Here is a 23,471-nt window from a genome sequence, read left to right as displayed (position 1 = left end):
CCGAGGTTGCGCGCAAGATCTGCCGTTCGGCTCTTCCAGCGAACACTCCTACTCGCCGTACTGAGTTCCATCGCCGCGCTGCTGTTCAGTGCGCCGGCATTGGCCCAGGAACCTACCCCCACTCCCCCGGCAGCACCGGGGACCAGCGCCGAACAGGCACCGCCCGCAGACGCCGTCAGCGTCGCCGGATCCCTGAACAACGGTGGCGAGCGCCTCGTGGGCGTCGACGTGGCGGCGCTCGACGCGTCCGGCGCCGAAGTCGCCCGCACCACCAGTGAAACCGGCGGCCGGTGGACCCTCGAATTGTCTCCCGGCACATACACATTCCAGGTAGTTCAGGAAACGCTCCCCGACGGCGTCAGCGTCCAGGGCGAGGTCCAGCGCGATGTGGAGGCCGGGCGTTCCAACACCGTCATCTTCTCGTTCGGTGAGGCCAGAACCGCCACCAGCGTCCCGGTCTGGGAGCAGTTCCTGCGAACGACGGTGGACGGCTTTCGGTTCGGACTCGTCATCGCACTCGCAGCCGTCGGACTGAGCCTGATCTTCGGAACCACCGGACTGACCAACTTCGCGCACGGTGAGCTCGTCACGCTCGGCGCGGTTGCGGCCTGGGTCTTCAACGTGACGATGGGCATCCAGCTCATCCCGGCCACGATCCTCGCGATCATCGTCGGCGTCGCCATCGGCTGGCTCAACAACGCGGCGATCTGGAAACCGCTGCGAAAACGTCGAACCGGACTCATCGCGCAGCTCGTGGTGTCCATCGGCCTCGCGATCGCCTTGCGCTACCTCATCCTCATCTTCTTCTCCGATCGCGCCGAGCCTTTCGCCGACTACCAGGCGCAGACCCAGAACGAATGGGGTCCGTTCGCCATCACCAACGTCAACCTGGCATGCATCATCATCAGCATCGTCGTTCTCGTCGGTGTCGCACTCATGTTGCAGCGCACTCGAATCGGCAAGGCCATGCGTGCCGTCGCCGACAATCGCGACCTCGCTGCGTCCTCTGGCATCAACGTCGAGCGCGTCGTGACGTTCGTATGGTGCCTCGGCGGCGGTCTCGCCGCCCTCGGCGGTGTTCTGTTCGGTCTCTCCGAACTCGCCGGTCGCGTGCAATGGGAGATGGGCTTCAAGCTCCTGCTGTTGATGTTCGCCGGAATCACGTTGGGCGGACTGGGAACCGCATACGGGGCATTCCTCGGCTGCGTCATCGTGGGTCTGCTCGTGCAGTGGTCGACGCTGGTAATAAATCCCGATCTCAAGTACATCGGAGGACTGCTCGTCTTGATACTCATCCTCATCGTCAGGCCGCAGGGCATACTCGGCTCGCGGCAAAGGATCGGGTGACCTCATGGATATTCTCGGAGCACTCCAGGTTTCCCTCGCTCAGCTCGTCGGGCCGTCCGCGATCTTCTATGCGCTGCTCGCCATCGGCCTGAACCTGCACTTCGGCTACGCCGGCCTGCTCAACTTCGGTCAGATCGGCTTCGCGCTGCTCGGCGGCTACGGCGTGGGCATCATGACCATCACCTACGAGCAGCCGCTGTGGTTGGGCATTCTGGTCGGCCTCGGTGCGGCCGGTCTGTTGGCTCTGGTGCTCGGCATCCCCACGCTACGACTGCGCGCCGACTATCTGGCCATCGTGACGATTGCCGCGTCGGAAATTCTTCGTCTCGTGTTCAGATCCACCGCCAGCGACTCGGTGACCGCATCGACCAACGGCCTCTTCGGATTTGCCGATCCGTTCACCTCGCTCAGCCCATTCGATTCGGGCAAGCAGTACGACTTCGTCGGGGTGAAGTTCTACGGTGACGATCTGTGGGCCATGGTCGTCGGCTGGTCGCTGGTCCTCATCCTCTGCGGCGTCGTCTATCTCCTGACACACAGCCCGTGGGGCCGCGTCCTGAAGGCAGTGCGCGAAGACGAGGATGCTGCGCGTTCGCTCGGTAAGAACGTCTTCGTCTACAAGATGCAAGCGCTTGTGCTCGGTGGCGTGATCGGCGGCATGGGCGGCGTGTTCAACGCCCTGCAGACCAAGTCGATCAACCCCGACTTCTACTCCACGGCGCAGACGTTCTTCGCCTTCGGAGCGCTGATTCTCGGCGGCGCGGCCACTGTGTTCGGCCCCGTCGTGGGAGCCATGCTCTTCTGGTTCCTGCTGTCGATCCCGGACGCCATTCTGCGTCAAGCCATCTCGGGACCCGATCCGCTGCTCGATCTCACCGAGCAGCAGGTCGGTGCCACCCGTTTCGTCCTCCTGGGAATCCTGATCGCACTACTGATGGTGTTCAGGCCTCAGGGCATTCTCGGCAACAAGCGAGAGGTTCAGCTCAATGCCTGACGCGAAGAACTCGCCGAACAAGAATTCCAGCACCCTCGAATCTCGGGCTGCCAAGGCTCTCGACGCCGATCAGCGTGCCGCGCTGTTCGCCGGAGTAGCAGGCGAACCCGGATCGCCGAAACCCGATCCGACTCTCGTCGTGGATGGCATCTCGCGCACGTTCGGCGGGCTCAAGGCCGTCGATGTCGCGCATCTGGAAATACAACGCGGCTGCATCACCGGTCTGATCGGGCCGAACGGTGCCGGCAAGACGACGCTCTTCAATCTGCTCACCGGGTTCGATCGCCCCGACACCGGCACCTGGTCGATGGACGGTCAGGAACTCGGCAAGATGCATCCGCATCAGGTGGCCCGCAAGGGTGTCGTCAGAACGTTCCAGCTCACCAAAGCACTGTCGAAACTCACCGTGCTGGACAACGTTCGCCTCGGTGCCACCGGGCAGCGCGGCGAGAAGATTCTGAACACATTTCTGCCCTGGACCTGGAAAGCCCAGGAGCGCGAGGTCACCGAGCGCGCCAACGAGTTGCTCGCCCGCTTCAAACTCGACGCCAAGGCCGACGACCTCGCCGGCTCACTGTCCGGTGGCCAGCGCAAACTGCTCGAGATGGCCCGCGCGCTGATGACGGACCCGTCCGTGGTGATGCTCGACGAGCCGATGGCCGGGGTCAATCCCGCGCTGACGCAATCCCTTCTGGGGCACATCAAGTCACTGCGCGACGACGGCATGACGGTGGTTTTCGTCGAACACGACATGGACGTCATCCGAGACATCAGCGACTGGGTAGTGGTGATGGCACAGGGCAGCGTGATCGCCGAGTCGACGCCGGAGGAACTGTCCAACAACGGTGCCGTCGTCGATGCGTACCTCGGCAGCCATCACGATCAGGCGCTGGAATTCGACGCCGACGGCAATCCCGTCGGCGCGACGGCGGAACTGGCCGAGGCACTGAAGAAAGCCGAGGTCGAGGAGCTTGCGGCCGGTGGCGATCTGTCGGAACCGGAGTTCGTGAAGCCCGACACCACCGACGGTGGATCCCACCGGGCCAAGGAGGTCAACTGATGAGCGAACCGACCACCGAGAAGCAGCAACTGACACCCGCGGAGTTCGCGGCCACCCCCGGGGAACACGCCCGCCTCGCCGAAGGTGCTCTGCTCCGCGCCGACGGCTTGGTCGCCGGGTACATCCCCGGCGTGAACATCCTCAGTGAGTGCAACTTCTTCCTCAACGACGGCGAGATCGTCGGGATCATCGGACCCAACGGGGCAGGCAAGTCGACGCTGCTGAAAACGCTGTTCGGGCTCGTTGCCGTTCGGGAGGGCAGCGTCAAACTGCGCGGCGACACCATCACGTCCGCGGAAGCACACGTACTGGTGACGAAAGGCGTCGGCTACGTCCCGCAGACGCAGAATGTGTTCCCGTCGCTCACCATCGAAGAGAACCTCGAAATGGGAATCTATTTGCGTCCCAAGAAGTTCAACGAACGCTTCGACTTCGTCAGCGAGCTCTTTCCGCTTCTGAGCGATCGCCGCAAGGTCAAAGCGGGCGCGCTCTCGGGCGGTGAGCGCCAGATGGTGGCCATGGGCCGCGCGCTGATGATGGAACCATCGGTACTGCTGCTCGACGAGCCGTCGGCCGGTTTGTCTCCGATGTTTCAGGACGAGGTGTTCATCCGCTGCAAGAAGATCAACGCGGCCGGTGTCTCGATCATCATGGTCGAGCAGAATGCCCGTCGATGCCTGCAGATCTGCGACCGCGGCTATGTTCTCGATCAGGGCCGCAACGCATACACCGACACCGGTCCGGCGTTGATGAACGACCCGAAGGTGATCGAGCTCTACCTCGGCACTCTGGCGGGAAGCAAAGAGAAGAAGTAGCAGCTCTTCGACACGCGCAGCCCCGGTTCGGTGTGGTCCGAACCGGGGCTGTTTCGTGTGCCGGTGCCGATCGTCCGGGACACACGAAGGCCCGAGTCCGTGTTCCGGACTCGGGCCTTTGTGTACGAACGTCTATCGATCACTCACCGACGACGATGTATCCGTCCGTGGTGAGGGTGTTGTCCGGACCAAAGACCAGGTTGCCGTACGAACCGGTTGCCGGTTCGCCTGCGTCACTGAAGTTGAGCGCACCGGTGACACCGTCGTAGTCGATGTCGGTGCCGGCCTGCAGCAGCGGAAGGCATTGCTCGAACGTCGTGCACTTCTCGCCGTCCTTGGTGACACTGTTGATGTTGGCCGCGATATCCACGCCCGCAGTCGATCCGGCCTGAACGGCGGCCAGGGCAGGAATGACCACGGCGTCGTAGGACTCACCCGCGTAGTTGAAGTCGACCAGCGCGGGATCGACGGTCTTGAGTCGGTCCTGGAACGCGGTGCCGACGTCGGTCAACGGCGTGGTGCCCCGCATCGTGTCGAGCAGACCCGGAGCCATCGACTCGCCGAGTGCATTGCCCATGTTGCCGTCGACGCCGTAGACCAACGTGCCGTCGGACGGTCCGATTCCGAGCTCGTGCATACGGGTGATGATGCGAGCGGACTCGTCGAATCCGATCACCGCGACGGCGTCGGGTGCGAAGTTGTTCACGTCGTCGATCTCGGCGTTGTACGACTGAGCGTTGGGGTCGTAGATGATCGTCTGGAGCTGATCGGACGCGATCCCGGCGGCTTCGAGGTTCTCGACCGTGTTGTTGGCCAGGCCCGTTCCGTACGGGTCGTTCAGGGCGAGGATGGACACCCGCTGCGCACCGTCCTGGGCGATGAGATCCGCGAGGGCCTGAGCCTGCAGCACATCGGTGGGCGCGGTGCGGAAGTAGAGGCCGCTGTCCGGGTAGCAGACGAACTGGTCGGACGTGTTGGCCGGCGAGATCTGCACGACGCCCGCGCTGGTGATCTTGTCGATGACCTGCAGGGAGACCGCTGAGGACGCGGCACCGACGATGACGTCCGCACCGCCTGCGAGCAGTCGGTCGACGGTGGTGTTGGCGGTGTCGGTGGTGGTGTCACCGGAGTCACCGGGAATGAGCGTGACCGGCTGATCCAGGACGCCACCGGCCGCGTTGATGTCGTTGACGGCGAGCTGCACACCGGCGACCTCGGGCGGTCCGAGGAAGGCCAGGCTGCCGGTGTTGGGCAGCAAGGTTCCAACGACCAGAGGATCGGTGACGGGCGTGGCCCCTGCTGTGGCCTGCTCGGGCTCGCAATCGGTGGAGACGGTCGTTTCCGCGGCTGCAGTGCCGCCGCCGGCAGCGGTGGAGTCGGTCGATCCCGAGTCGTCGCTCGACGAACAGCCGAACAGTGCGAGCGAGGTGACGCTCAGCACCGCAGCCGTGCGGACATAGGTCCGAATTGCCATCTAGGTTCTCCTTGAAATTGCTCGTCGTTGAAGCGCACCTGAGTTGCATGTGGCTCACGTGTGGATCAGACGCTAACGCTCGGAACCGATTCGCAAGGCCTAGAACGAGGCTCGTGACCTGACTGTGACCTAGGGAGTCGAAGTTTTACGTGGCCGTAGCTTTCGCGGGCCGATCATCCCTCTGCCGCAGGCTTGTTCGCAGGAGTACCGAGTGTCTCGATCACTACTTCGGCGACGGCTTTCATCGTGGTCCTGCGGTCCATCGCGGCGCGTTGAATCCACTTGAACGCCTGTGGTTCTGTGAGCGACTGCGAGGTCATCAGGATTCCCTTGGCCTTCTCGATCAGCTTGCGGGTCTCCAGCCGATCCTGCAGATCGGCGATCTCGGATTCGAGGGCGGAAATCTCGCCGAAGCGACTGGCCGCCAGCTCCACCGCGGGCATCAGATCGGCTTTGGTGAACGGCTTGACGAGGTAGGCCATGGCCCCGGCATCACGCGCCTTCTCCACCAGTTCGCGTTGACTGAACGCGGTGAGAATGACCACGGGCGCGATGCGCTTCTCGGCGATCTCCGAGGCCGCATCGATTCCGTCCCGACGCGGCATCTTGACGTCCATGATGACCAGATCGGGACGCAGTTCGACGGCCAGCTCCACCGCCTGCTGACCGTCGGCCGCTTCACCGACGACGTCGTAACCCTCTTCCCGGAGCATCTCCACGAGGTCGAGTCGGATCAGGGATTCGTCCTCCGCCACCACCACGCGAAGCGGGGGCTTGCCAGTACCGTGCGCACCAGGAGCATTCATCTGTATCGGTCTCCTTTGACAGTCATCGCCCATCAGGGCCGTCGAGCATCTGAAGGGTACCGGTGCGCGAGGCCGAAAGCGCATCTTCTAAACTCGTCAATCGTTGCTTGAAAGACGCCAGCCCTCGTATCCCAATTGGCAGAGGAAACGGATTCAAAACCCGTCCAGTGTGAGTTCGAGTCTCACCGAGGGCACCACGTGAAGGCAGTCCCGTTCGCGACGTCGGTAATGGTCTGCGCCGATCACGCCTACAGTGGAGCCATGTACATACCCAGCAGTCTTCGTTGCCATGACACCAGTGCGGGCAGTTTGTGCGCAGCGAAGGTCGACCATCGGTTCGGAGATTCGGCGGATCGATCGGCGGAGTGGGTCTACTACACCTGCAGCGCCGACACCGCCCACGAGACCGGTTACGTCGATCGCTTGGTCACTGCCTGAATCATGTTCGTAGAACGCGCCTACGTCCACGCCGACGATGTCGGATCGGACTGGCCCTTCACCGTGCCCGCTGTCGCCGACCTCGCTCGCGAGGGACTCGAGTTCCTGGCACCGGTCACAATTCTGGTCGGCGACAACGGTTCCGGTAAGTCGACCCTCGTCGAGGCGATCGCCGAGGGTTTCGGTATCGATGCCCGTGGCGGACGGGCAGCGCAGCAATCTCGTCGACTCGACGAGGTGACCAGCGCGCTGGGCGAGGTTCTCGAACTCGAGACCACTCCGCGGGGTTCTCGGATGCTTCGTGGCCCGAGACTGCAGAAGCGCGGGTTCTTTCTCCGCGCCGAGACCGCGTTCGACATGGCCGAGAACCTCGGCGGTATGCCGGGGTTCTGGGACGAGAACACCGCCGAGATGAGTCATGGTGAGGGCTTTCTGGCCATGTTCGGCGCCATGTTGGCCGAACCCGGTTTCTACGTTCTGGACGAGCCGGAATCGGCCCTGTCGTTCACCGCGTGCCTGCAGCTGGTTGCGCTGATGTCCCAGCTGGGTGACGAGGGAGCACAACTCGTCTGCGCCACCCATTCTCCGATCCTCGCCTCGACGCCCGGCGCGGACATCGTCGAAGTAGGCGAACACGGTCTACGCCGAAGTACCTGGGACGAACTCGAATTGGTACAGCACTGGCGTCGCTACCTCGACGACCCGAACAGCTATCTCCGTCATCTGCTCGACTGACCGTCGGCCATCGACACCTCACGACGGCGACGCACACTTCCCGGGGAAACCCCCATCGCCCGTTTGAAGGCCTTACCGAATGCCGCCTCCGAGAGATACCCACTGCGTCGGGCCAATTCGGCCAGCACGACGTCCTCGGAACGCAAGGTCTGATACGCGACCTGCATTCGCCACGCCGCCAGGTAGCTCATCACCGATTCGCCGACCAGTTCGGTGAAACGCGCCGAGAACGCCGAACGCGACATGTTCACCCTCGATGCCAGAGCCGCAACGGTCCACAGCTCATGAGGGTGTCGATGGATCAGCGCCAACGCCGTTCCGATCCGATCGTCCTGCAATGCACCGAGCCAACCCGACTGCGCGCCTGGTGTGTTCACGATCCACGATCGCAACGCATGGATCACCAGAATGTCGGACAGCCGGGTGATCACCGCTTCTCCCCCGGGCTCGAGCACGCGCGCTTCGTCCGCGACCATATCCAGCACGTTCTGCATCCGCGATTGCTTCGGGCCGGGAGCAGCGTCGACCACCACCAGCGCGGGCAACAGGCGAACGAGCTTGTGCGCTGCAGGATGATCCAGACGCACCGCTCCGCACACCAGGGTGGCGGCCGGTCCTGCTCCCTCACCGTGAGTGATCACCGCGTATCGGTCGCTGACGTACTCGTGCGGGAGGTCGTACACACTCGCCGCTCGTGTCGCCGCATCCTCGTCGGCGGCGAGAACATGACCTCGACCATGCGGGACCAATGCGAAATCGCCGGGCACCAACTCCCGCGTCGGCTCGCCGGGAACCGACAGCAGGCACCGACCGTCCACCACCGTGTGAAACCACAGCGCGTCCTCCATGGCGGGCAGTGCGAGACCCCAGGATCCGCTCAGCTCGGAGCGCACGTAGAACGATCCGGTCATCCGGAGAAAGTGCAGCGCTTCACCCAGGGGGTCGGACGACTTCCAAGGATCCGCGCCACGCATGTAGCGATCGTCTCATGCGATGGACGATCGGACATACATCGTGGCTTTTCGGGCATTGTCCATCCAGCACGCCGGGACCACAGTGGACCACAGGACGCTACGAACCGGAGGGAACCACCGTGATGGACCGAATGCTCGCAGTCGCCACCGCCGTTGCCGCCAGCGGATGTGGGCTCGTTGCAGGAGTGCTGCTCGCCTTCTCCATCAGCGTGCTTCCCGGCCTGTCGACACTGCCGGTGCCCGACGCGATCGCCGCGATGCAGCGATTCAACAAGGCAATTATCGATCCGGTGTTTCTCGGCCTGTTCTTCGGAACAGCCGTATCGTGCACTCTCGCAACGATTCTCGCCCTGTCGACCGGTCGGGGTTCACCCGTGCTCGTCGTGAGCGGAACCGTTCTCTACGTGGTCGGCTGCGTCGCGATCACGATGGCCCTCAACGTTCCGCTCAACGACGCGTTGGCCGGAGTCGACCCCGGCAGCGCCGCAGGCGCGCAGATGTGGCAGAACTTCACCGACAGATGGGCCGTGTGGAACAACGTCAGAACGATTGCCGCAACCGCGGCCTGCGCGGCCCTGATTGTCGGTCAGGGTAGATCGACGCTGGGCTGATCGGACACCGAATCCTGGTGTCGCTTACGGATTTCTTCCTCGAAACGCGCTATCAGGTGGTCGGTGTCCGCGGTCGAGACGTCCCGCGCGCCTTCGTCCATCGCGGCGTCACGTCCCCGGCGCAGTGCGGCGAGTTCGGCTTCGAGTTCGTTGTTGTCGAGTACGCGTGGATCCAACATGACTCCATTGTGGTCCTACGTCACCGCCGTGCGCGGTGGATTTGCTGTAATCGCTCTCATGAACGTCGTGCACAGCTTCGAGCCGATTCTCGGCCGAGGCGCAACCACCCTGATTCTGGGATCGATGCCCGGCGTCGCGTCGCTGGCCGCCCAGCAGTACTACGCGCATCCGCGAAATGCGTTCTGGCCGATCATGGAAGCGCTGTTCGATGCGGGCCCCGAACTTCTCTACGACGAACGCACCGAGCGTCTGCGCAGCCATGGCGTCGCGGTGTGGGATGTACTGAAGCTGTGCACGCGCAAGGGAAGCCTGGACTCGGCGATCGTCGAATCCTCCATCGTGGTAAACGATTTCGAGACACTGTTCGCCGAGAATCCCGGCATCGACAGGGTGTTCTTCAACGGTGCCAAGGCCGACGAGAGCTACCGTCGCCACGCGACGGCGGTGACGCCCCACGTCGAGTTCACTCGACTACCGTCGACCAGTCCGGCGCACGCCTCACTGAACCTGGATGCAAAGACGCGCGCGTGGTCGAGAGCTCTCAGGCCCGGACCCGCTTCGGGAAATGTCGAATGAGACCTTCCTGCACGACGGTGGCCAGCAACAGACCGTCCATCGAGAAGAACCGTCCGGTGGCCAGGCCACGGGACCCGGCTGCGACCGGTGATTCGGTGGCGTAGAGAGCCCACTCGTCGAATCGGAACGGGCGGTGGAACCAGATGGAGTGATTGACCGTCGCCGCCACGATGCGATCGAGTCCCCACGAGAGACCATGGGTGGTGATGATCGAATCGAGCACCGTCGTGTCCGACGCGTACCCCATGGTCGCGGCATGAAAGATCGACTCGTCCGGCAGATCGCCGTCGGCCTTCATCCAGACCCGGTTGTGGTTGAGCTTCTCGCCGGTGCCCTGCATGATCCACGCCGGGTCGTTCGCGTAGCGCATGTCGATCGGTTTGAGGGCGTCGACGAACATCTGCAGCCGGTCCTCGTACCCGACGAAGTGATCGCCGAGCGGAGGCAGTGCGTCGGGGTACGGAACCTCGGGCACTTCGACGCTGTGCTCGAGTCCCTTACCGAAATCCTGGAAGGCAGCGAGCATGACGAACAGCTCGTTACCGTCCTGCACGGCGGTGACCTGGCGGTTGGCGAATGCTCGTCCGTCGCGCTGCCTGGAGACTCGGTACTCGATGGGCTTCTTGACATCACCGCCGCGGATGAAGTGGGCGTTGATCGCGTGCACGTCGCGGGAGGTACCGGAGACGGTGCGTCCGGCCGCGATCAGCCCCTGGGCAACCAGTTGCCCCCCGAACGTTCGGCTCCCCACCTGTTCGGGATGGACACCGACGAACACGTCCTCCTCGATCTCCTCGAGTACAAGGAGATCGAGGAGCTTCTCGAGATCGGTCCTTCGTACAGCTGTACTGCTCGACGCGCTTTCGCTGACGCCGGTTCCCCCCGCTTCGACCACTTACCGGTCCTCTTCTCCGATTCGGTGCACATGGATCAAGTTGGTCGAGCCTACTGTGCCGGGAGGGGCACCGGCCACGATCACGACCTGATCGCCCTTGTTGTACCGACCGAGTTCGAGCAGCGCCTTGTCGACCTCTTTGACCATCGCGTCCGTCGAGCCCACATCGGGGACCAGGAACGTCTCGGTGCCCCAGCTCAGCGACAGCTGACTGCGAACCTCGGAGATGGAGGTGAAGGCGAGCAGAGGAAGCTTGGTGTGCAGGCGAGCCAACCGTCGAACGGTGTCTCCCGACTGCGTGAAGGCAACGAGAGCCTTCGCGTCCAGACGCTCGCCGATGTCACGGGCGGCGTAGGAGATGACGCCGCGCTTGGTGCGCGGCACGTGGGTCAGCGGAGGAACGCTGTCACCCTCGGTCTCGACCGTCTCGACGATGCGGGCCATGGTCCGCACTGTTTCCATCACGTACTTGCCCACCGAAGTCTCACCGGACAGCATGACCGCGTCGGTACCGTCGAGCACGGCATTGGCGACGTCGGACGCCTCGGCGCGCGTCGGGCGGGAGTTCTCGATCATCGACTCGAGCATCTGGGTCGCGACGATGACAGGCTTGGCGTTGGCGCGGGCGATCTGGATGGCGCGCTTCTGCACCAGCGGAACCTGCTCGAGGGGCAACTCGACACCGAGGTCACCGCGGGCAACCATGATCGCGTCGAAGGCGAGCACGATGGCTTCGAGATTGTCGACGGCTTCGGGCTTCTCGAGCTTGGCGATGACGGGAACTCGGCGGCCGACACGATCCATGACGGCGTGCACGAGTTCGACGTCCGCGGGCGAGCGAACGAACGACAGCGCGATGAAGTCGCATCCCAGAGCGAGGGCGAATTCGAGGTCCGCGATGTCCTTCTCGCTCATGGCGGGAACGGAGACGTCCATGCCCGGCAGGGACACGCCCTTGTTGTTGCTGACCGGTCCACCTTCGGTGACACGGCACAACACGTCGTTTCCTTCGACACCGGTGACCACGAGGCCGACCTTGCCGTCGTCGACGAGCAGGCGGTCGCCTTCCCTGGCGTCCTGGGCCAGCTCTTTGTACGTGGTCGACACCCGGTCGTGAGTGCCCTCGCACTCTTCGACAGTGATGCGGATCAGCTCGCCCGCCGCCCAGGTGGTCGAGCCCTCGGCGAAACGCCCGAGACGAATTTTCGGTCCCTGCAGGTCGGCCAGAATGCCCACGGCTTTGCCGGTGGCGTCCGATGCTGCGCGAACCCTCTCGTAGTTCGCCTGATGATCGGGGTGATCACCATGGCTGAAGTTCAGTCGTGCGACATCCATGCCACTCTCGACGAGTTCACGGATGCGCTCTGTGGTTGCGGTTGCGGGTCCAAGGGTGCAGACAATCTTCGTACGTCGGCTCACGAAAGCGAGCCTAGCCGCTGGACGCCGCGTTCTCTATCGCAGACGACTCCACCGGAATACTACCGATCGGTAGCCACGCTACCTTGCTGCTGAGAGGGTCTGTACCGGTTCAGAGACGGGGGTCACACGACCGCCAGGGGTAGTGCGGTCGGGTGTACCGGCGACGGCAATTCCGAGTGTCCGGTGAGGAAAGCGTCGACTCCGTGGGCCGCCGATCGACCCTCCGCAATCGCCCACACGACCAACGACGCACCACGGTGCGCATCCCCGCACACGAATACTCCGGGTGCTGTGGTCTGCCAGTCCGGACCACACGAGAGCGCGCCCCGCTTGGTCGGTGTCAGGCCGTACTCGTCGAGCAACGGACCGAGCTCCACGCCCTCGAAACCGATGGCGAACAACGCCAGATCACAGGGCAATTCGACCTCCTCCCCGATGGGCGTGACGATGCGTCGACCGTCGGCGTCGCGCTGCACCTCGACCTCGGCGAGCACCATGGCACGAACGTGCCCGCGCTCGTCACCGAGGAATCGCTGGACCGCGACCTGATGTCGCACGACGCCACCCTCGGCGTGCGCGGGTGAGGTGCGCAGCACCAGGGGCCACGACGGCCACGGTGAGAGACCGTCGTCGCGAGCCCCGGGCAGCGCGGGGTTGTAGTCGAGTTGCGTGACCGATGCAGCACCCTGTCGGTGGGCCGTTCCCAGGCAGTCTGCTCCGGTGTCACCGCCGCCGATGATGACCACGTGCTTGTCCGCAGCGGAGATGGAGGTGGGGCCGTCGCCCTCGCATTCTTTGTTCGACGGCACCAGATGCTCCATGGCCAGGTGGATGCCCTCGAGTTCGCGACCGATGACCTCGGCATTGTCGCGGGCCCGTAGAGCTCCGACCGCCAAGACGACCGCGTCGAACGATTCGCGTAGTTGCTCGACGGTGAAGTCGATCCCGACCTCGCAATCGGTGACGAAATGCGTTCCTTCGGCCCGCATCTGCATGAGGCGCTGATCGAGCACCGACTTCTCGAGCTTGAACTCGGGGATGCCGTAGCGCAGCAATCCGCCGAGCCGATCGTCTCGCTCGTACACGGTGACGTCATGCCCGGCGCGCGTGAGCTGTTGCGCCGCAGCCAATCCCGCAGGACCCGATCCGACGACGGCGACGCGCTTGCCGGTGGTGATCGTCGGTGGCTGCGGAACGACACTGCCGCCCTCCCAGGCCAGATCCGCGATCGTCTGCTCGACGCGCTTGATCGTGACGCTGCCACCGGTGGCCGCCTCGGAAATCGAGAGGACACAGGCCGATTCGCACGGTGCCGGGCACACCCGCCCGGTGAACTCCGGAAAATTGTTGGTGGCATGCAGTCGGTCGCTGGCCGCATCCCAGCGGTCGCGGCGCACCAGGTCGTTCCACTCGGGAATCAGATTTCCCAGCGGGCAGCCTGCAGTTCCCGAGTGACAGAACGGAATACCACAGTCCATACAGCGACGTGCCTGATCGGAGACCTCGGCGGCCCGCTCGCTCGTCGGCTGGTGCGAGTACACCTCGTTCCAGTCCTTGACACGCTCGCCGATCGGACGCTTGGCGGCCTCCCGTTTGACGACTTTCAGAAACCCCTGTGGATCAGCCACGTGCAGCCTCCATGATCGCAGCATCGACGTCGCGCCCTTCGGCGCGTGCCATTCTTGTCGCTTCCAACACCCGCTGGTAGTCGACGGGCATGACTTTGGTGAACAGTGCGGACCGGCGGGGCCAGTCGGCCAGCAACGAGGTCGCGACGGTGGAACCGGTCCAGCGCAGGTGCTTCTCGACGGTCTCGCGCAGCCACGCGAGATCGTCCGGGTCGGGCACCTGCAGTTCGACCATCGCCATGTTGACGTCGGCCGGATCCAGACCGAGGACGAACGCGATACCACCGGACATCCCCGCCGCCATGTTGCGACCGGTCGGGCCTAGAACCACGACACGACCGCCGGTCATGTATTCGAACGCGTGATCGCCCACGCCCTCGTTGACCGCGATCGCGCCCGAGTTGCGGACCGCGAACCGCTCCCCCGCCTTACCGCGCAGGTACACCTCGCCCGAGGTGGCACCGTACAGAATCGTGTTGCCTGCGATCACGTTGTCCTCGGCGACGAACGGCGCATCCTCGGCAGGACGCACGATGATTCGGCCACCCGACAATCCCTTGCCCACATAGTCGTTCGCGTCACCGACCAGGTCGATGGTGATCCCCGGCGGCAGGAAGGCCCCGAGCGACTGACCCGCAGATCCGGTGAACGCGATGCGAATGGTGTCGTCCGGCAATCCGCCCGCGCCGTAGCGCCGGGTGACCTCGGAGCCCAGAAGTGTTCCGACAGTGCGATTGACGTTGCGTACCGGCAGTTCCAGCTTCACCGGATGGGCGTCCTCGAGCGCTCCCTCGGCCAACTGGATCAGCGTCCGATCCAGCGCGAGATCGAGACCGTGATCCTGCGCGCGGAGGCGTCGACGCTGCGTCATCGGGGCACCGTGCCGGTCGACAGGCATCGCGAAGATGGGAGCGAGATCGAGGCCCTTGCTCTTCCAGTGCGCCACACCCGCTGCGGTCTCGAGCACGTCCGCGCGACCGACCGCCTCGTCGATACTTCGGAAGCCGAGCTGCGCGAGATACTGTCGCACGTCCTCGGCGATGAACTTGAAGAAGTCCTCGAGGAACTCGGGCTTGCCGGTGAACCGCTTACGCAGCTCAGGATTCTGGGTCGCGACACCGACCGGGCAGGTATCGAGATGACAGACGCGCATCATGATGCACCCCGCCACGATCAGCGGGGCCGTCGAGAATCCGAATTCCTCCGCGCCGAGCAGCGCCGCGACGATGACGTCGCGTCCGGTGCGCATGCCGCCGTCGCACTGCACGGTGATGCGATCACGAAGACCGTTGAGTACCAACGTCTGCTGCGCGTCGGCCAGGCCGATCTCCCACGGAGCTCCTGCATGCTTGAGCGAGGTCAACGGTGCCGCACCGGTTCCGCCGTCGTAGCCCGAGATGAGGACGACGTCGGCGTGCGCCTTGCTGACGCCCGTCGCCACCGTGCCGACGCCGACGGAGCTGACGAGTTTGACGTGGACGCGTGCGTTCTCGTTGGCATTCTTGAGATCGTGGATCAGCTGTGCGAGATCCTCGATCGAGTAGATGTCGTGGTGTGGTGGCGGCGAGATCAGGCCGACCCCCGGCGTCGAATGTCGGGTCTTGGCCACCCACGGATACACCTTGTATCCGGGCAGCTGACCGCCCTCGCCGGGCTTGGCACCCTGCGCCATCTTGATCTGAATGTCCGTGGCGTTGACCAGATAGTCGCTGGTGACGCCGAACCGACCACTGGCGACCTGCTTGACGGCACTGCGCCGCCTCGGATCGTAGAGCCGGTCGACATCCTCGCCGCCCTCGCCGGAGTTGGACCGTCCGCCGAGGTTGTTCATCGCGACGGCCATCGTCTCGTGCGCCTCGGCGGAGATGGATCCGTAGCTCATCGCGCCGGTGTTGAACCGCGTGACGATCGACTCGACCGATTCCACCTCGTCGAGCGGAACCGGCGGCCTGACACCGTCCTTGAACTCGAACAGACCGCGCAGCGCACCGCCTTCGCGAGCGAGCCGGTCCACCTCGTCGGTGTACTTCTGGAACACGTCGTATCGACCGGTACGCGTTGCATGCTGCAACAGGAACACCGTCTCGGGGGTGAACAGGTGCAGCTCGCCTTCGCGGCGGAACTGGTACTCGCCGCCGATCTCCAACCGACGATGGACGCGGTCGGTCGGATTCTCGGGGTACGCCCTGCGGTGTCGCAGTTTGACCTCCTCGGCGAGCACGTCGAGACCGACGCCGCCGAGCTTGCTGACCGTGCCCTTGAAGTACTCGCGCACGACCTCGCGATCGAGACCGACGGCTTCGAAAACCTGTGCGCCGGTGTAGGACCCGACGGTCGAGATGCCCATCTTCGACATCACCTTCAGTACGCCCTTACCGAGTCCGTACAGGTAATTCCGTACGGCGATCGTCGGTTCGACTCCGGTCAATTCGCCCTCGCCGACCAGATCCTCGATCGATTCCATCGCCAGATACGGGTTGACGGCTGCGGCACCGAAACCGATCAGCAGCGCCAGGTGGTGCACCTCGCGCGCGTCACCGGATTCGACGACGAGCGCGATCTTGGTGCGTTCCTTCGTGCGAACCAGGTGGTGATGCACGGCCGAGGTGGCCAGCAACGACGGGATCGGGGCCCGAGTGTGATCCGAATCGCGATCGGAGATGATGAGCGTCGTGTAACCCGCAGCGATCGCCTCCGAAGCCCGGGCGCGCAACTCCTCGATGGCCTCGGCGAGACCCTCGCCGCCGCGCTCGACCTCGTACAGGCCCCGCAGTACCGTCGCCGACAGTCCGGGATGGTCTCCGTCGTCGTTGATGTGAATGATCTTGTTGAGCTCGTCGTTGTCGAGCACCGGCCACGGCAACACGATCTGCCTGCACGACGCCGCAGTGGGCTCGAGCAGGTTCTGCTCCGGACCCATCACCCGCGCGAGCGAGGTCACGATTTCCTCGCGGATCGAATCCAGTGGTGGGTTGGTGACCTGGGCGAACAGTTCGATGAAGTAGTCGTAGAGCTGACGCGACCGCTGCGACATCACCGCGGCAGGGGTATCGGTACCCATCGAACCCAGAGGTTCGCCGCCGGATGCGGCCATCGGCGTCAGTACGACGCGCAGGTCTTCTTCCGTGTATCCGAAGGCGACCTGCCTGCGCACCACCGAGTCGTGGTTGTACTGAATGTGAGCACGCTCTGGAAGGCTCTTGATCTCGAGCAGGCCGGCGTGCAGCCACTCCTGGTACGGATGTTCGGTTGCCAGTTGGAGTTTGATCTCCTCGTCGGGCACCAGACGCCCGGCGACGGTGTCGATCAGAAACATCTTTCCGGGCTCGAGGCGCCCCTTGGCGACGACCTCGGATTGGGGCACGTCGAGCACGCCTGCCTCACTCGCGAGGATCACGCGGCCGTCCGCCGTCTGCCACCAGCGGCCGGGCCGAAGCCCGTTGCGGTCCAGCACAGCTCCGACATAGCTGCCGTCGGTGAAGGTCACGCAGGCCGGACCGTCCCAGGCCTCCATCATCGATGAATGGAACTGATAGAACGCCCGTACCCGTGGATCCATCGTGCGGTGGTTCTCCCACGGCTCGGGCACCATCATCATCACCACGTGCGGCACGCTGCGCCCACCGAGGTGCAGCAGTTCGAGCACCTCGTCCAAGGACACCGAGTCCGAGGCATCGGGATTGCAGATAGGGAACAAACGTTCCAGGTCCCCGGGGATCAGGTCGCTCGACAGCAGCGCTTCGCGAGCCCGCATCCGGTTTCGGTTGCCCTTGACGGTGTTGATCTCGCCGTTGTGCGCAACGTAGCGATGCGGATGCGCCAGCGGCCACGACGGGAACGTGTTGGTCGAGAAGCGACTGTGCACGATGGCAATGGCGCTCTTGCACAATGGGTTACGCAGTTCCGGGAAGTACAGCGGCAGCTGCATCGTGGTGAGCATGCCCTTGTAGACGATGGTGCGCGAGGACAACGACGGGAAGAACAGCCCCGACCCCTCGGCCTCGATCTCAGGGGTGACCCGCTCGGAACGCTTGCGCAGTCCGTACACGAGACGGTCGAGGGCGAGACCGGCCGGACGCGTACCGTCGACCTCGGGGGCGGTGACGTAGAGGTAGCTCATGTACGGCATGCAGCCGAGGGCGGTGAGGCCGACGTCGGCGCGATCGGGATCGACCTCGACGGGAACCCAGCCCAGGACGTCCAGACCCTCTTCCGCCGCAATGGATTCGACGCGCTCGATCGCGATCGCCCGCTCACGGATGCCCTGCGGGAGAAAACAGACTCCGGCTGCGAACGTGTTGTCACCGTCGGCACCGGCCGCGGGCAGATCGAACGGCGCGAGGGAGTCGAGAAGTTCGACGGGCAGCTGAATCAGAATTCCCGCACCGTCACCACTGTTGGGCTCGGCACCGGCAGCTCCACGATGCTCCAGGTTCTCCAATGCCAGAACCCCGTCGGCGACGATCGCGTGGGAGCGGCGACCCGCGATGTCGGCGATCATCGCCACGCCACAGGAGTCCTTCTCCGAGCTCGGGTCGTACAGACCTTGCTCCGCAGGCATCCGAGAAAACAGCACCACGATCACCTCCACATAGGCCGGTGGGGTGCGTGAATGCGGCGCAGTGTCGTCGACCCTGCACCGAGAGTCTCGGCAACCCCGCCGGCGGGTCGGCTCGAGTCGACCGGAGCGGTCGGACGAGCCGAATCGAACGGCCTATCGGGAATTCACCGGGACAGCTCTGGCCCGCGAAAGAATCCGGGAACGCTCCCGGATGGCGAAATCGTAGCAGCTGGCAACTGCATCGATGCAATCACGAATGTCGGCTGTGACGAATGCGATCGTCAGTCGCGCAACGGTCGACCGTGCTGATCACGCACGCTGCCGGTGAGCATCATGATGCCGTCGATCAACGGCCAGATTCCGCCGATACCGCAGGTGAGCCACGTGACCGCGATCTGCGCCACCGCGATGCCCGGCTGATCGAGATAGAAGCGGCCGGCTCCGAACGCGCCCAAGAGGATGCCGAGCAGACCTGCCGTCAGCTTCTGCTTGTCCGAGAACGGCTCACCGGTGACCGGATGCCGACCGTACGGAGCCATCGGGTCCATGTATCCGGGCCCACCTGCGTACTGGGGACCTGGGTACTGCGGACCGCCGTACTGGGGACCTGCGTACTGTCCGCCCGCATATGGCGGTGGCGGTGGCGCACCGTACTGGCTCGAATCGGCGGGCGGTGGGTAACCGGCACCGGGAGTGGATCCGAACTGCCCACCCTGGTCGTTGCCGTAATTCGGGGTGGTGTAGTTCGGGTCGGGTGCGCCGTACACGGGACCCGGTCCTGAGGCGGAGCCTTTGTCGAACGAGATGGTCGGCTCCGACGGAGGGGTTCCGTCGCTCGACGAGCCGTCCGAAGACGATGTACCGGAGTCACTCACGTCGAGCTCCCTTACTTTCGATGCAGTACCAGCAGGGGGATCAGTCTCTCAGCTTTCGCCCCTGAGGGTCCGTCACATTGCCCACCAGTATCAGCACGCCGTCGACGAGATGCCAGACGAACAGCCCGAACAACACTATGAGTCCGAGGCCGAACACTGCGGTGAGTAGCACCCCGAAGAAGAACACCAGCAGTTGTGCGACGCCGATGCCGATACTGCCGAGGTAGAAACGACCGACACCCAACCAACCGAGAAATATCTGCAACAGGCCGCCGACGATCTTGGACTTGTCCGACAGCGGCTCGCCGGTCACCGGATCACGCCCGTACGGTGCATCGGGACCTACACCGAACGCGGATCCACCCTGGTAGCCAGAGGGTACGCCGTAGCCCTGCGGGCCGTAGGCCTGCGGGCCGTAGCCATACTGGCCGCCCTGCTGACCGTAGCCCTGCTGGGGGTAGCCCTGCTGGGGGTAGTTCGGCTGCGAATAGCCCTGCTGCCCGTAACTTTGCTGGCCGTAGCCCTGCTGCGGGTAGCCCTGCTGGCCGTAACCTTGCTGCGAATAGCCCTGCTGGCCGTAGCTCTGCTGCCCGTACCCCAGCTGGCCGTATCCCTGCTGTGGGTAACCGGGGGGTGCCGGAAAGCCACCGAGCGGATTGTCGGTACTGCCGTCCGGGCTCGGAGCCGGGTAGCTCGGCGTGCTGGACCAACCGGGTCCGTTTCCGACGCCGGAGTACGTGTCCCAGCCAGGCCCGGTGGGGCCGGTGGGGCCGTGTGACGGTGCGGACTCCGAGGTGCCGGGCGGTTCCGACAGCGATGCTTCGGCGGTGGCGTCGTAATCGAACGGCGTGCCGAACGACGCGGTCGGCGTGGACTCGCTGTCGCTCGAATCGGCAGTGCTGGAACTCGGTTCCGGCTCGGAATGAGGGGTCTTGTCGAAATCAACCACGCGTACTGCCTTCTTCCTCGGCTTTCTTGTCGGACGCCTGAACGGGCTGCGCATCGACGGCGTCTGCGTCCGTGGTGTCGTGGACCGATGTCCGGGGCGAGCCATCCGCAGAGATGCCCTCGGCTGCCGCCTCGCTCGTGCGATCCTCGTCGTCGTTGGACCTCAATGTCGCAGGCTCTTCGCGGCCCTTGGTTGCGATCACGACGTAGGCCAGCGCCAGCACGAAGATGATGGCGGAGGTAAAGCTGTTGATGCGTATCCCGGCGATCTCGGTGGCGAAATCGTCGCGCATGAGTTCCACCCAGAACCGTCCGGCGCAGTATCCGGCGACGTACAGCGCGAACAGTCGACCGTGGCCGATCCTGTACTTGCGGTCCACGAGAACCAGCAGGACGACGATCGCGACACTCCACAACAGCTCGTACAGGAACGTCGGGTGCACGACTCGTTCCACGAACCCGGTCGAGACACCGTTGAGTGGATCCAGCCGTCCGTCGGCGTCGACCCGCTCGTAGATCTCCAGACCCCACGGCTGTGTGGTGGCGCGTCCGTACAGTTCCTGGTTGAAGTAATTGCCCATGCGCCCGATCGCCTGGGCCAGCAGAATCGGTGGGCCGACGGCGTCACCGAAGGCAGGCAACGGGATTCCACGTCGACGGCAGGCGATCCAGGCACCGACGCCGCCGAGGAACACCGCACCCCAGATCCCCAGGCCGCCGTTCCAGACGTACAACGCCTCGATCGGGTTTCCGCCGGGACCGAAGTACGTCTTCCAGTCGGTTGCCACGTGGTAAAGACGCCCGCCCAGCAGGCCGAACGGGACGGCCCAGACTGCGACGTCGAGCACTGTGCCCTTGGTTCCACCTCGGGCCACCCAGCGTCGATCACCCCACACCACCGCCACGACGATGCCGATGATGATGAACAGGGCATAGGCCCGCAGAGCCAGCGGTCCGACGTGCCACACCCCCTGCGGCGGGCTGGGAATGTAGGCCAGGATCGCGGTCGAAGTCACGACGCTACGTTAGCGGAACGGACACCCTCGGCGAGTTCCGTCGTCAGGTCGCGCACTGCATCGAGTCCCTTGTCGACGGCCGTCACCAGGGCCGAACCGACGATGACCGCATCGGCATACTTCGCGATCTCGGCAGCTTGGGCTCCCGACCGAACGCCGAGCCCCACGCCGATCGGAATGTCGGAGTGTTCGCGGATACGCGCCGACAACGCGGGTGCCATCGAGGACACCGCGTCGCGGGCACCGGTGACGCCCATGGTCGAGGCCGCGTAGACGAAACCGCTACTGGCCTCGACGGTGCTGACGAGCCGCTCCTCGGTGGACGACGGGGCGACGAGGAAGATTCGGTCGAGTTCGTAGCGGTTGGAAACCTCGATCCACTCCTTCGCCTCGTCGGGAATGAGATCCGGGGTGATGATTCCGAGCCCACCCGCGTTGGCGAGGTCGCGAGCGAAGTTCTCGATGCCGTACTTGAGCACCAGGTTCCAGTAGGTCATGACGACCGCTTTTCCGCCCGCTGCAGCGACCTGCTCGGTGACGGCGAAGACGTCTTTGACTCGGGCCCCGGCCCGCAGCGCCACATCGGCTGCGGCTTGGATCGTGGGACCGTCCATCACCGGATCGGAATACGGAATGCCCACCTCGACGATGTCGCATCCGGCGTCGACCATCGTCTTGAACACCTCGACCGATCGCGGCACCGTGGGAAAGCCGGCGGGGAGGTATCCGACGAGTGCTGCGCGGCCGTCGGCACGGCACTGCGCGAAGGTACCCGAGAGGCGGGAGTCGTTGTTGCTCATGGCTTGATACCTGCTTCGTCGTCCACGTTCGCTTCGCCGGCTCCGTCGATCAGACCGAACCACTCGGCTGCGGTGTCCACGTCCTTGTCGCCACGGCCGGACAGGTTGACCAGAATGATCGCGCCTTCACCCAATTCCTTCCCGAGGGTCAAAGCGCCGGCGATGGCATGCGAGGACTCGATGGCCGGGATGATGCCCTCGGTACGGCACAGCAGCTTGAAGGCGTTCATCGCTTCGGTATCGGTGATTCCGCGATACTCGGCCCGCCCGATGTCGTGCAGGTACGAGTGCTCAGGACCGACGCCCGGGTAGTCCAATCCTGCTGAGATCGAGTGGGAGTCGACGGTCTGACCGTCCTCGTCCTGCAGCAGGTAGGAGTACGCGCCGTGCAGCGCTCCCGGGGTTCCACCGCTGATGGTCGCGGCATGGCGACCGGTCTCGACGCCGTCTCCTGCCGCCTCGAAACCGATCAGTCGCACGTCGGCGTCGTCGATGAAGGCATGGAAGATACCGATTGCGTTGGAGCCACCACCGACGCAGGCAGCGATGGCGTCGGGCAACCTGCCCGTGGACGCCAGCACCTGCTGCCGCGCTTCGAGGCCGATGATGCGCTGGAAATCGCGCACCATGACCGGGAACGGGTGGGGCCCGGCGACGGTGCCGAAGCAGTAGTACGTGTTGTCCGCGTTGGTGACCCAGTCGCGCAGCGCCTCGTTGATGGCGTCCTTGAGCGTGCGTGAACCGGACTTCACTGCGACGACCTCCGACCCGAGCAAACGCATCCGGGCGACGTTGAGGGCCTGACGCTCTGTGTCGACCTCACCCATGTAGACGACGCAGTCGAGACCCATCAGGGCACAGGCCGTGGCGGTCGCGACGCCGTGCTGACCGGCACCGGTCTCCGCGATGACACGAGTCTTGCCCATTCGCTTCGCGAGGAGAACTTGCCCGAGCACGTTGTTGATCTTGTGAGAACCGGTGTGATTCAGGTCTTCTCGCTTGAGGAGAATTCGAGCGCCGCCGGCGTGCTCGGACAACCGCGTCGCCTCGAACACCGGCGAGGGGCGACCGGTGTAATCGCGCTGCAGTCGGTCGAGTTCGCCGAGGAACTCGTTGTCGCTGCGCACCTTCTCGTACTCGGCGGTGACTTCCTCGATCACACCCATCAATGCCTCGGGCACGAATCTGCCGCCGTAGACACCGAAATGGCCGCCGACATCGGGCTCGTGCGCGCTGCGATCGGTGAGGCCGATGCTGCTCTGCGGCAGATCAGCGCCCTTGAAACGGACTGCCGCTGGGGCGTCCGTGATGGAAGAAGA

Annotated in this window: 20 protein-coding genes, 1 tRNA gene and 1 pseudogene; 9 read left to right on the top strand and 13 right to left on the bottom strand. The window is 64.4% G+C overall.

The genetic code is table 11. The annotated features are described in order from the left end of the window. Positions 1-6: 6 nt before the first annotated feature. From AABD04_RS11030 to AABD04_RS11015, 4 genes are read left to right on the top strand one after another with little or no spacing between them, the layout of a single operon-like run. Positions 7-1,347, top strand: coding sequence for a branched-chain amino acid ABC transporter permease (locus tag AABD04_RS11030; protein ID WP_341441192.1), 1,341 nt, complete (start codon positions 7-9; stop codon positions 1,345-1,347). A 4-nt stretch (positions 1,348-1,351) separates the two neighbouring features. Continuing rightward, positions 1,352-2,341, top strand: coding sequence for a branched-chain amino acid ABC transporter permease (locus AABD04_RS11025; protein ID WP_121869704.1), 990 nt, complete (start codon positions 1,352-1,354; stop codon positions 2,339-2,341). Beyond that, the gene (locus tag AABD04_RS11020; RefSeq protein WP_341441191.1) at positions 2,334-3,401 is read left to right on the top strand and encodes an ABC transporter ATP-binding protein; all 1,068 of its coding nucleotides are present in this window, start codon (positions 2,334-2,336) and stop codon (positions 3,399-3,401) included. Before AABD04_RS11025 ends, AABD04_RS11020 begins: the two co-directional genes overlap by 8 nt. Beyond that, positions 3,401-4,216: an ABC transporter ATP-binding protein gene (locus AABD04_RS11015; protein WP_121869703.1), complete on the top strand. Its 816-nt coding sequence runs from the start codon at positions 3,401-3,403 to the stop codon at positions 4,214-4,216. The genes AABD04_RS11020 and AABD04_RS11015 overlap by 1 nt, the downstream gene beginning before the upstream one ends. Positions 4,217-4,355: 139 nt before the next feature. On the opposite strand, the gene AABD04_RS11010 is transcribed toward AABD04_RS11015, so the two are convergent. Both AABD04_RS11010 and AABD04_RS11005 read right to left on the bottom strand, forming a co-directional pair. Then, positions 4,356-5,690, bottom strand: coding sequence for an ABC transporter substrate-binding protein (locus tag AABD04_RS11010; protein WP_341441190.1), 1,335 nt, complete (start codon positions 5,688-5,690; stop codon positions 4,356-4,358). 173 nt (positions 5,691-5,863) lie between these two features. Beyond that, positions 5,864-6,496: an ANTAR domain-containing response regulator gene (locus AABD04_RS11005; protein WP_243610016.1), complete on the bottom strand. Its 633-nt coding sequence runs from the start codon at positions 6,494-6,496 to the stop codon at positions 5,864-5,866. Positions 6,497-6,616: 120 nt separating this feature from the next. Between AABD04_RS11005 and AABD04_RS11000 the strand changes: the two genes are divergently transcribed. The 3 genes from AABD04_RS11000 to AABD04_RS10990 all read left to right on the top strand — a co-directional run bounded on the left by AABD04_RS11000 (position 6,617) and on the right by AABD04_RS10990 (position 7,669). Further along, positions 6,617-6,693 (top strand) — tRNA-Leu (locus AABD04_RS11000). A 64-nt stretch (positions 6,694-6,757) separates the two neighbouring features. Then, positions 6,758-6,934 (top strand): hypothetical protein, encoded by a 177-nt coding sequence (locus AABD04_RS10995; protein WP_170945993.1) that lies wholly within the window; start codon positions 6,758-6,760, stop codon positions 6,932-6,934. A gap of 3 nt (positions 6,935-6,937) precedes the next feature. Continuing rightward, complete coding sequence (locus tag AABD04_RS10990) at positions 6,938-7,669, top strand: AAA family ATPase (RefSeq protein WP_341441189.1); 732 nt, start codon at positions 6,938-6,940, stop codon at positions 7,667-7,669. On the opposite strand, the gene AABD04_RS10985 is transcribed toward AABD04_RS10990, so the two are convergent. Beyond that, positions 7,654-8,643: an AraC family transcriptional regulator gene (locus AABD04_RS10985; RefSeq protein ID WP_341441188.1), complete on the bottom strand. Its 990-nt coding sequence runs from the start codon at positions 8,641-8,643 to the stop codon at positions 7,654-7,656. The genes AABD04_RS10990 and AABD04_RS10985 overlap by 16 nt on opposite strands. Before the next feature lie 122 nt (positions 8,644-8,765). On the opposite strand from AABD04_RS10985, the gene AABD04_RS10980 reads away from it, so the two are divergent. Beyond that, a complete protein-coding gene (locus AABD04_RS10980; protein WP_341441187.1) occupies positions 8,766-9,254 on the top strand; it encodes an anthrone oxygenase family protein in 489 nt (162 codons plus the stop codon). Here the strand turns inward: AABD04_RS10980 and AABD04_RS10975 are convergent. After that, the gene (locus AABD04_RS10975; protein WP_243594928.1) at positions 9,230-9,433 is read right to left on the bottom strand and encodes a hypothetical protein; all 204 of its coding nucleotides are present in this window, start codon (positions 9,431-9,433) and stop codon (positions 9,230-9,232) included. The two genes, AABD04_RS10980 and AABD04_RS10975, sit on opposite strands and share 25 nt — an antisense overlap. A gap of 58 nt (positions 9,434-9,491) precedes the next feature. Between AABD04_RS10975 and AABD04_RS10970 the strand changes: the two genes are divergently transcribed. Then, positions 9,492-10,010: a DNA-deoxyinosine glycosylase gene (locus AABD04_RS10970; RefSeq protein WP_341443014.1), complete on the top strand. Its 519-nt coding sequence runs from the start codon at positions 9,492-9,494 to the stop codon at positions 10,008-10,010. Here the strand turns inward: AABD04_RS10970 and AABD04_RS10965 are convergent. The 9 genes and pseudogenes from AABD04_RS10965 to trpB form a co-directional block, all read right to left on the bottom strand. Next, the gene (locus AABD04_RS10965; RefSeq protein ID WP_243595090.1) at positions 9,976-10,800 is read right to left on the bottom strand and encodes an acyl-CoA thioesterase; all 825 of its coding nucleotides are present in this window, start codon (positions 10,798-10,800) and stop codon (positions 9,976-9,978) included. The two genes, AABD04_RS10970 and AABD04_RS10965, sit on opposite strands and share 35 nt — an antisense overlap. Positions 10,801-10,905: 105 nt before the next feature. After that, on the bottom strand, positions 10,906-12,324 hold the full coding sequence (pyk, locus tag AABD04_RS10960; RefSeq protein ID WP_243594930.1) for a pyruvate kinase: 1,419 nt from the start codon (positions 12,322-12,324) through the stop codon (positions 10,906-10,908). Positions 12,325-12,446: 122 nt separating this feature from the next. Next, the gene (locus AABD04_RS10955; RefSeq protein WP_341441186.1) at positions 12,447-13,952 is read right to left on the bottom strand and encodes a glutamate synthase subunit beta; all 1,506 of its coding nucleotides are present in this window, start codon (positions 13,950-13,952) and stop codon (positions 12,447-12,449) included. Continuing rightward, the gene (gene gltB, locus AABD04_RS10950) at positions 13,945-18,528 is read right to left on the bottom strand and encodes a glutamate synthase large subunit (protein WP_341443013.1); all 4,584 of its coding nucleotides are present in this window, start codon (positions 18,526-18,528) and stop codon (positions 13,945-13,947) included. The genes AABD04_RS10955 and gltB overlap by 8 nt, the downstream gene beginning before the upstream one ends. 266 nt (positions 18,529-18,794) lie before the next feature. Continuing rightward, positions 18,795-19,385, bottom strand: a pseudogene (locus AABD04_RS25160) (TM2 domain-containing protein); the annotation flags it as partial. A gap of 43 nt (positions 19,386-19,428) precedes the next feature. Further along, positions 19,429-20,337 (bottom strand): TM2 domain-containing protein, encoded by a 909-nt coding sequence (locus AABD04_RS10940; protein WP_341441185.1) that lies wholly within the window; start codon positions 20,335-20,337, stop codon positions 19,429-19,431. Continuing rightward, on the bottom strand, positions 20,330-21,352 hold the full coding sequence (gene lgt / locus AABD04_RS10935) for a prolipoprotein diacylglyceryl transferase (RefSeq protein ID WP_341441184.1): 1,023 nt from the start codon (positions 21,350-21,352) through the stop codon (positions 20,330-20,332). The genes AABD04_RS10940 and lgt overlap by 8 nt, the downstream gene beginning before the upstream one ends. Next, positions 21,349-22,152 carry a tryptophan synthase subunit alpha gene (trpA, locus tag AABD04_RS10930; protein ID WP_243594934.1) on the bottom strand — a complete coding sequence of 268 codons (804 nt, stop codon included), beginning with the start codon at positions 22,150-22,152 and terminating at the stop codon, positions 21,349-21,351. The genes lgt and trpA overlap by 4 nt, the downstream gene beginning before the upstream one ends. After that, a complete protein-coding gene (gene trpB, locus AABD04_RS10925; protein WP_279395849.1) occupies positions 22,149-23,420 on the bottom strand; it encodes a tryptophan synthase subunit beta in 1,272 nt (423 codons plus the stop codon). Before trpB ends, trpA begins: the two co-directional genes overlap by 4 nt. Positions 23,421-23,471 lie beyond the last annotated feature (51 nt).

Origin of the sequence: Rhodococcoides navarretei (genome assembly GCF_038069675.1) — a bacterium.
GTDB classification, from domain to species: Bacteria; Actinomycetota; Actinomycetes; order Mycobacteriales; family Mycobacteriaceae; genus Rhodococcoides; species Rhodococcoides navarretei.
This window is presented reverse-complemented; position numbering and strand designations above follow the sequence as displayed.

Excerpts from the sequence above, each read along its gene's own strand:
- AABD04_RS11025 (WP_121869704.1), top strand. The coding sequence starts at position 1,352 with ATGGATATTCTCGGAGCACTCCAGGTTTCCCTCGCTCAGCTCGTCGGG.
- AABD04_RS11020 (WP_341441191.1), top strand. The coding sequence starts at position 2,334 with ATGCCTGACGCGAAGAACTCGCCGAACAAGAATTCCAGCACCCTCGAA.
- AABD04_RS11015 (WP_121869703.1), top strand. The coding sequence starts at position 3,401 with ATGAGCGAACCGACCACCGAGAAGCAGCAACTGACACCCGCGGAGTTC.
- AABD04_RS11010 (WP_341441190.1), bottom strand. The coding sequence starts at position 5,690 with ATGGCAATTCGGACCTATGTCCGCACGGCTGCGGTGCTGAGCGTCACC.
- AABD04_RS11005 (WP_243610016.1), bottom strand. The coding sequence starts at position 6,496 with ATGAATGCTCCTGGTGCGCACGGTACTGGCAAGCCCCCGCTTCGCGTG.
- AABD04_RS10995 (WP_170945993.1), top strand. The coding sequence starts at position 6,758 with ATGTACATACCCAGCAGTCTTCGTTGCCATGACACCAGTGCGGGCAGT.
- AABD04_RS10990 (WP_341441189.1), top strand. The coding sequence starts at position 6,938 with ATGTTCGTAGAACGCGCCTACGTCCACGCCGACGATGTCGGATCGGAC.
- AABD04_RS10985 (WP_341441188.1), bottom strand. The coding sequence starts at position 8,643 with ATGCGTGGCGCGGATCCTTGGAAGTCGTCCGACCCCCTGGGTGAAGCG.
- AABD04_RS10980 (WP_341441187.1), top strand. The coding sequence starts at position 8,766 with ATGGACCGAATGCTCGCAGTCGCCACCGCCGTTGCCGCCAGCGGATGT.
- AABD04_RS10975 (WP_243594928.1), bottom strand. The coding sequence starts at position 9,433 with ATGTTGGATCCACGCGTACTCGACAACAACGAACTCGAAGCCGAACTC.
- AABD04_RS10970 (WP_341443014.1), top strand. The coding sequence starts at position 9,492 with ATGAACGTCGTGCACAGCTTCGAGCCGATTCTCGGCCGAGGCGCAACC.
- trpA (WP_243594934.1), bottom strand. The coding sequence starts at position 22,152 with ATGAGCAACAACGACTCCCGCCTCTCGGGTACCTTCGCGCAGTGCCGT.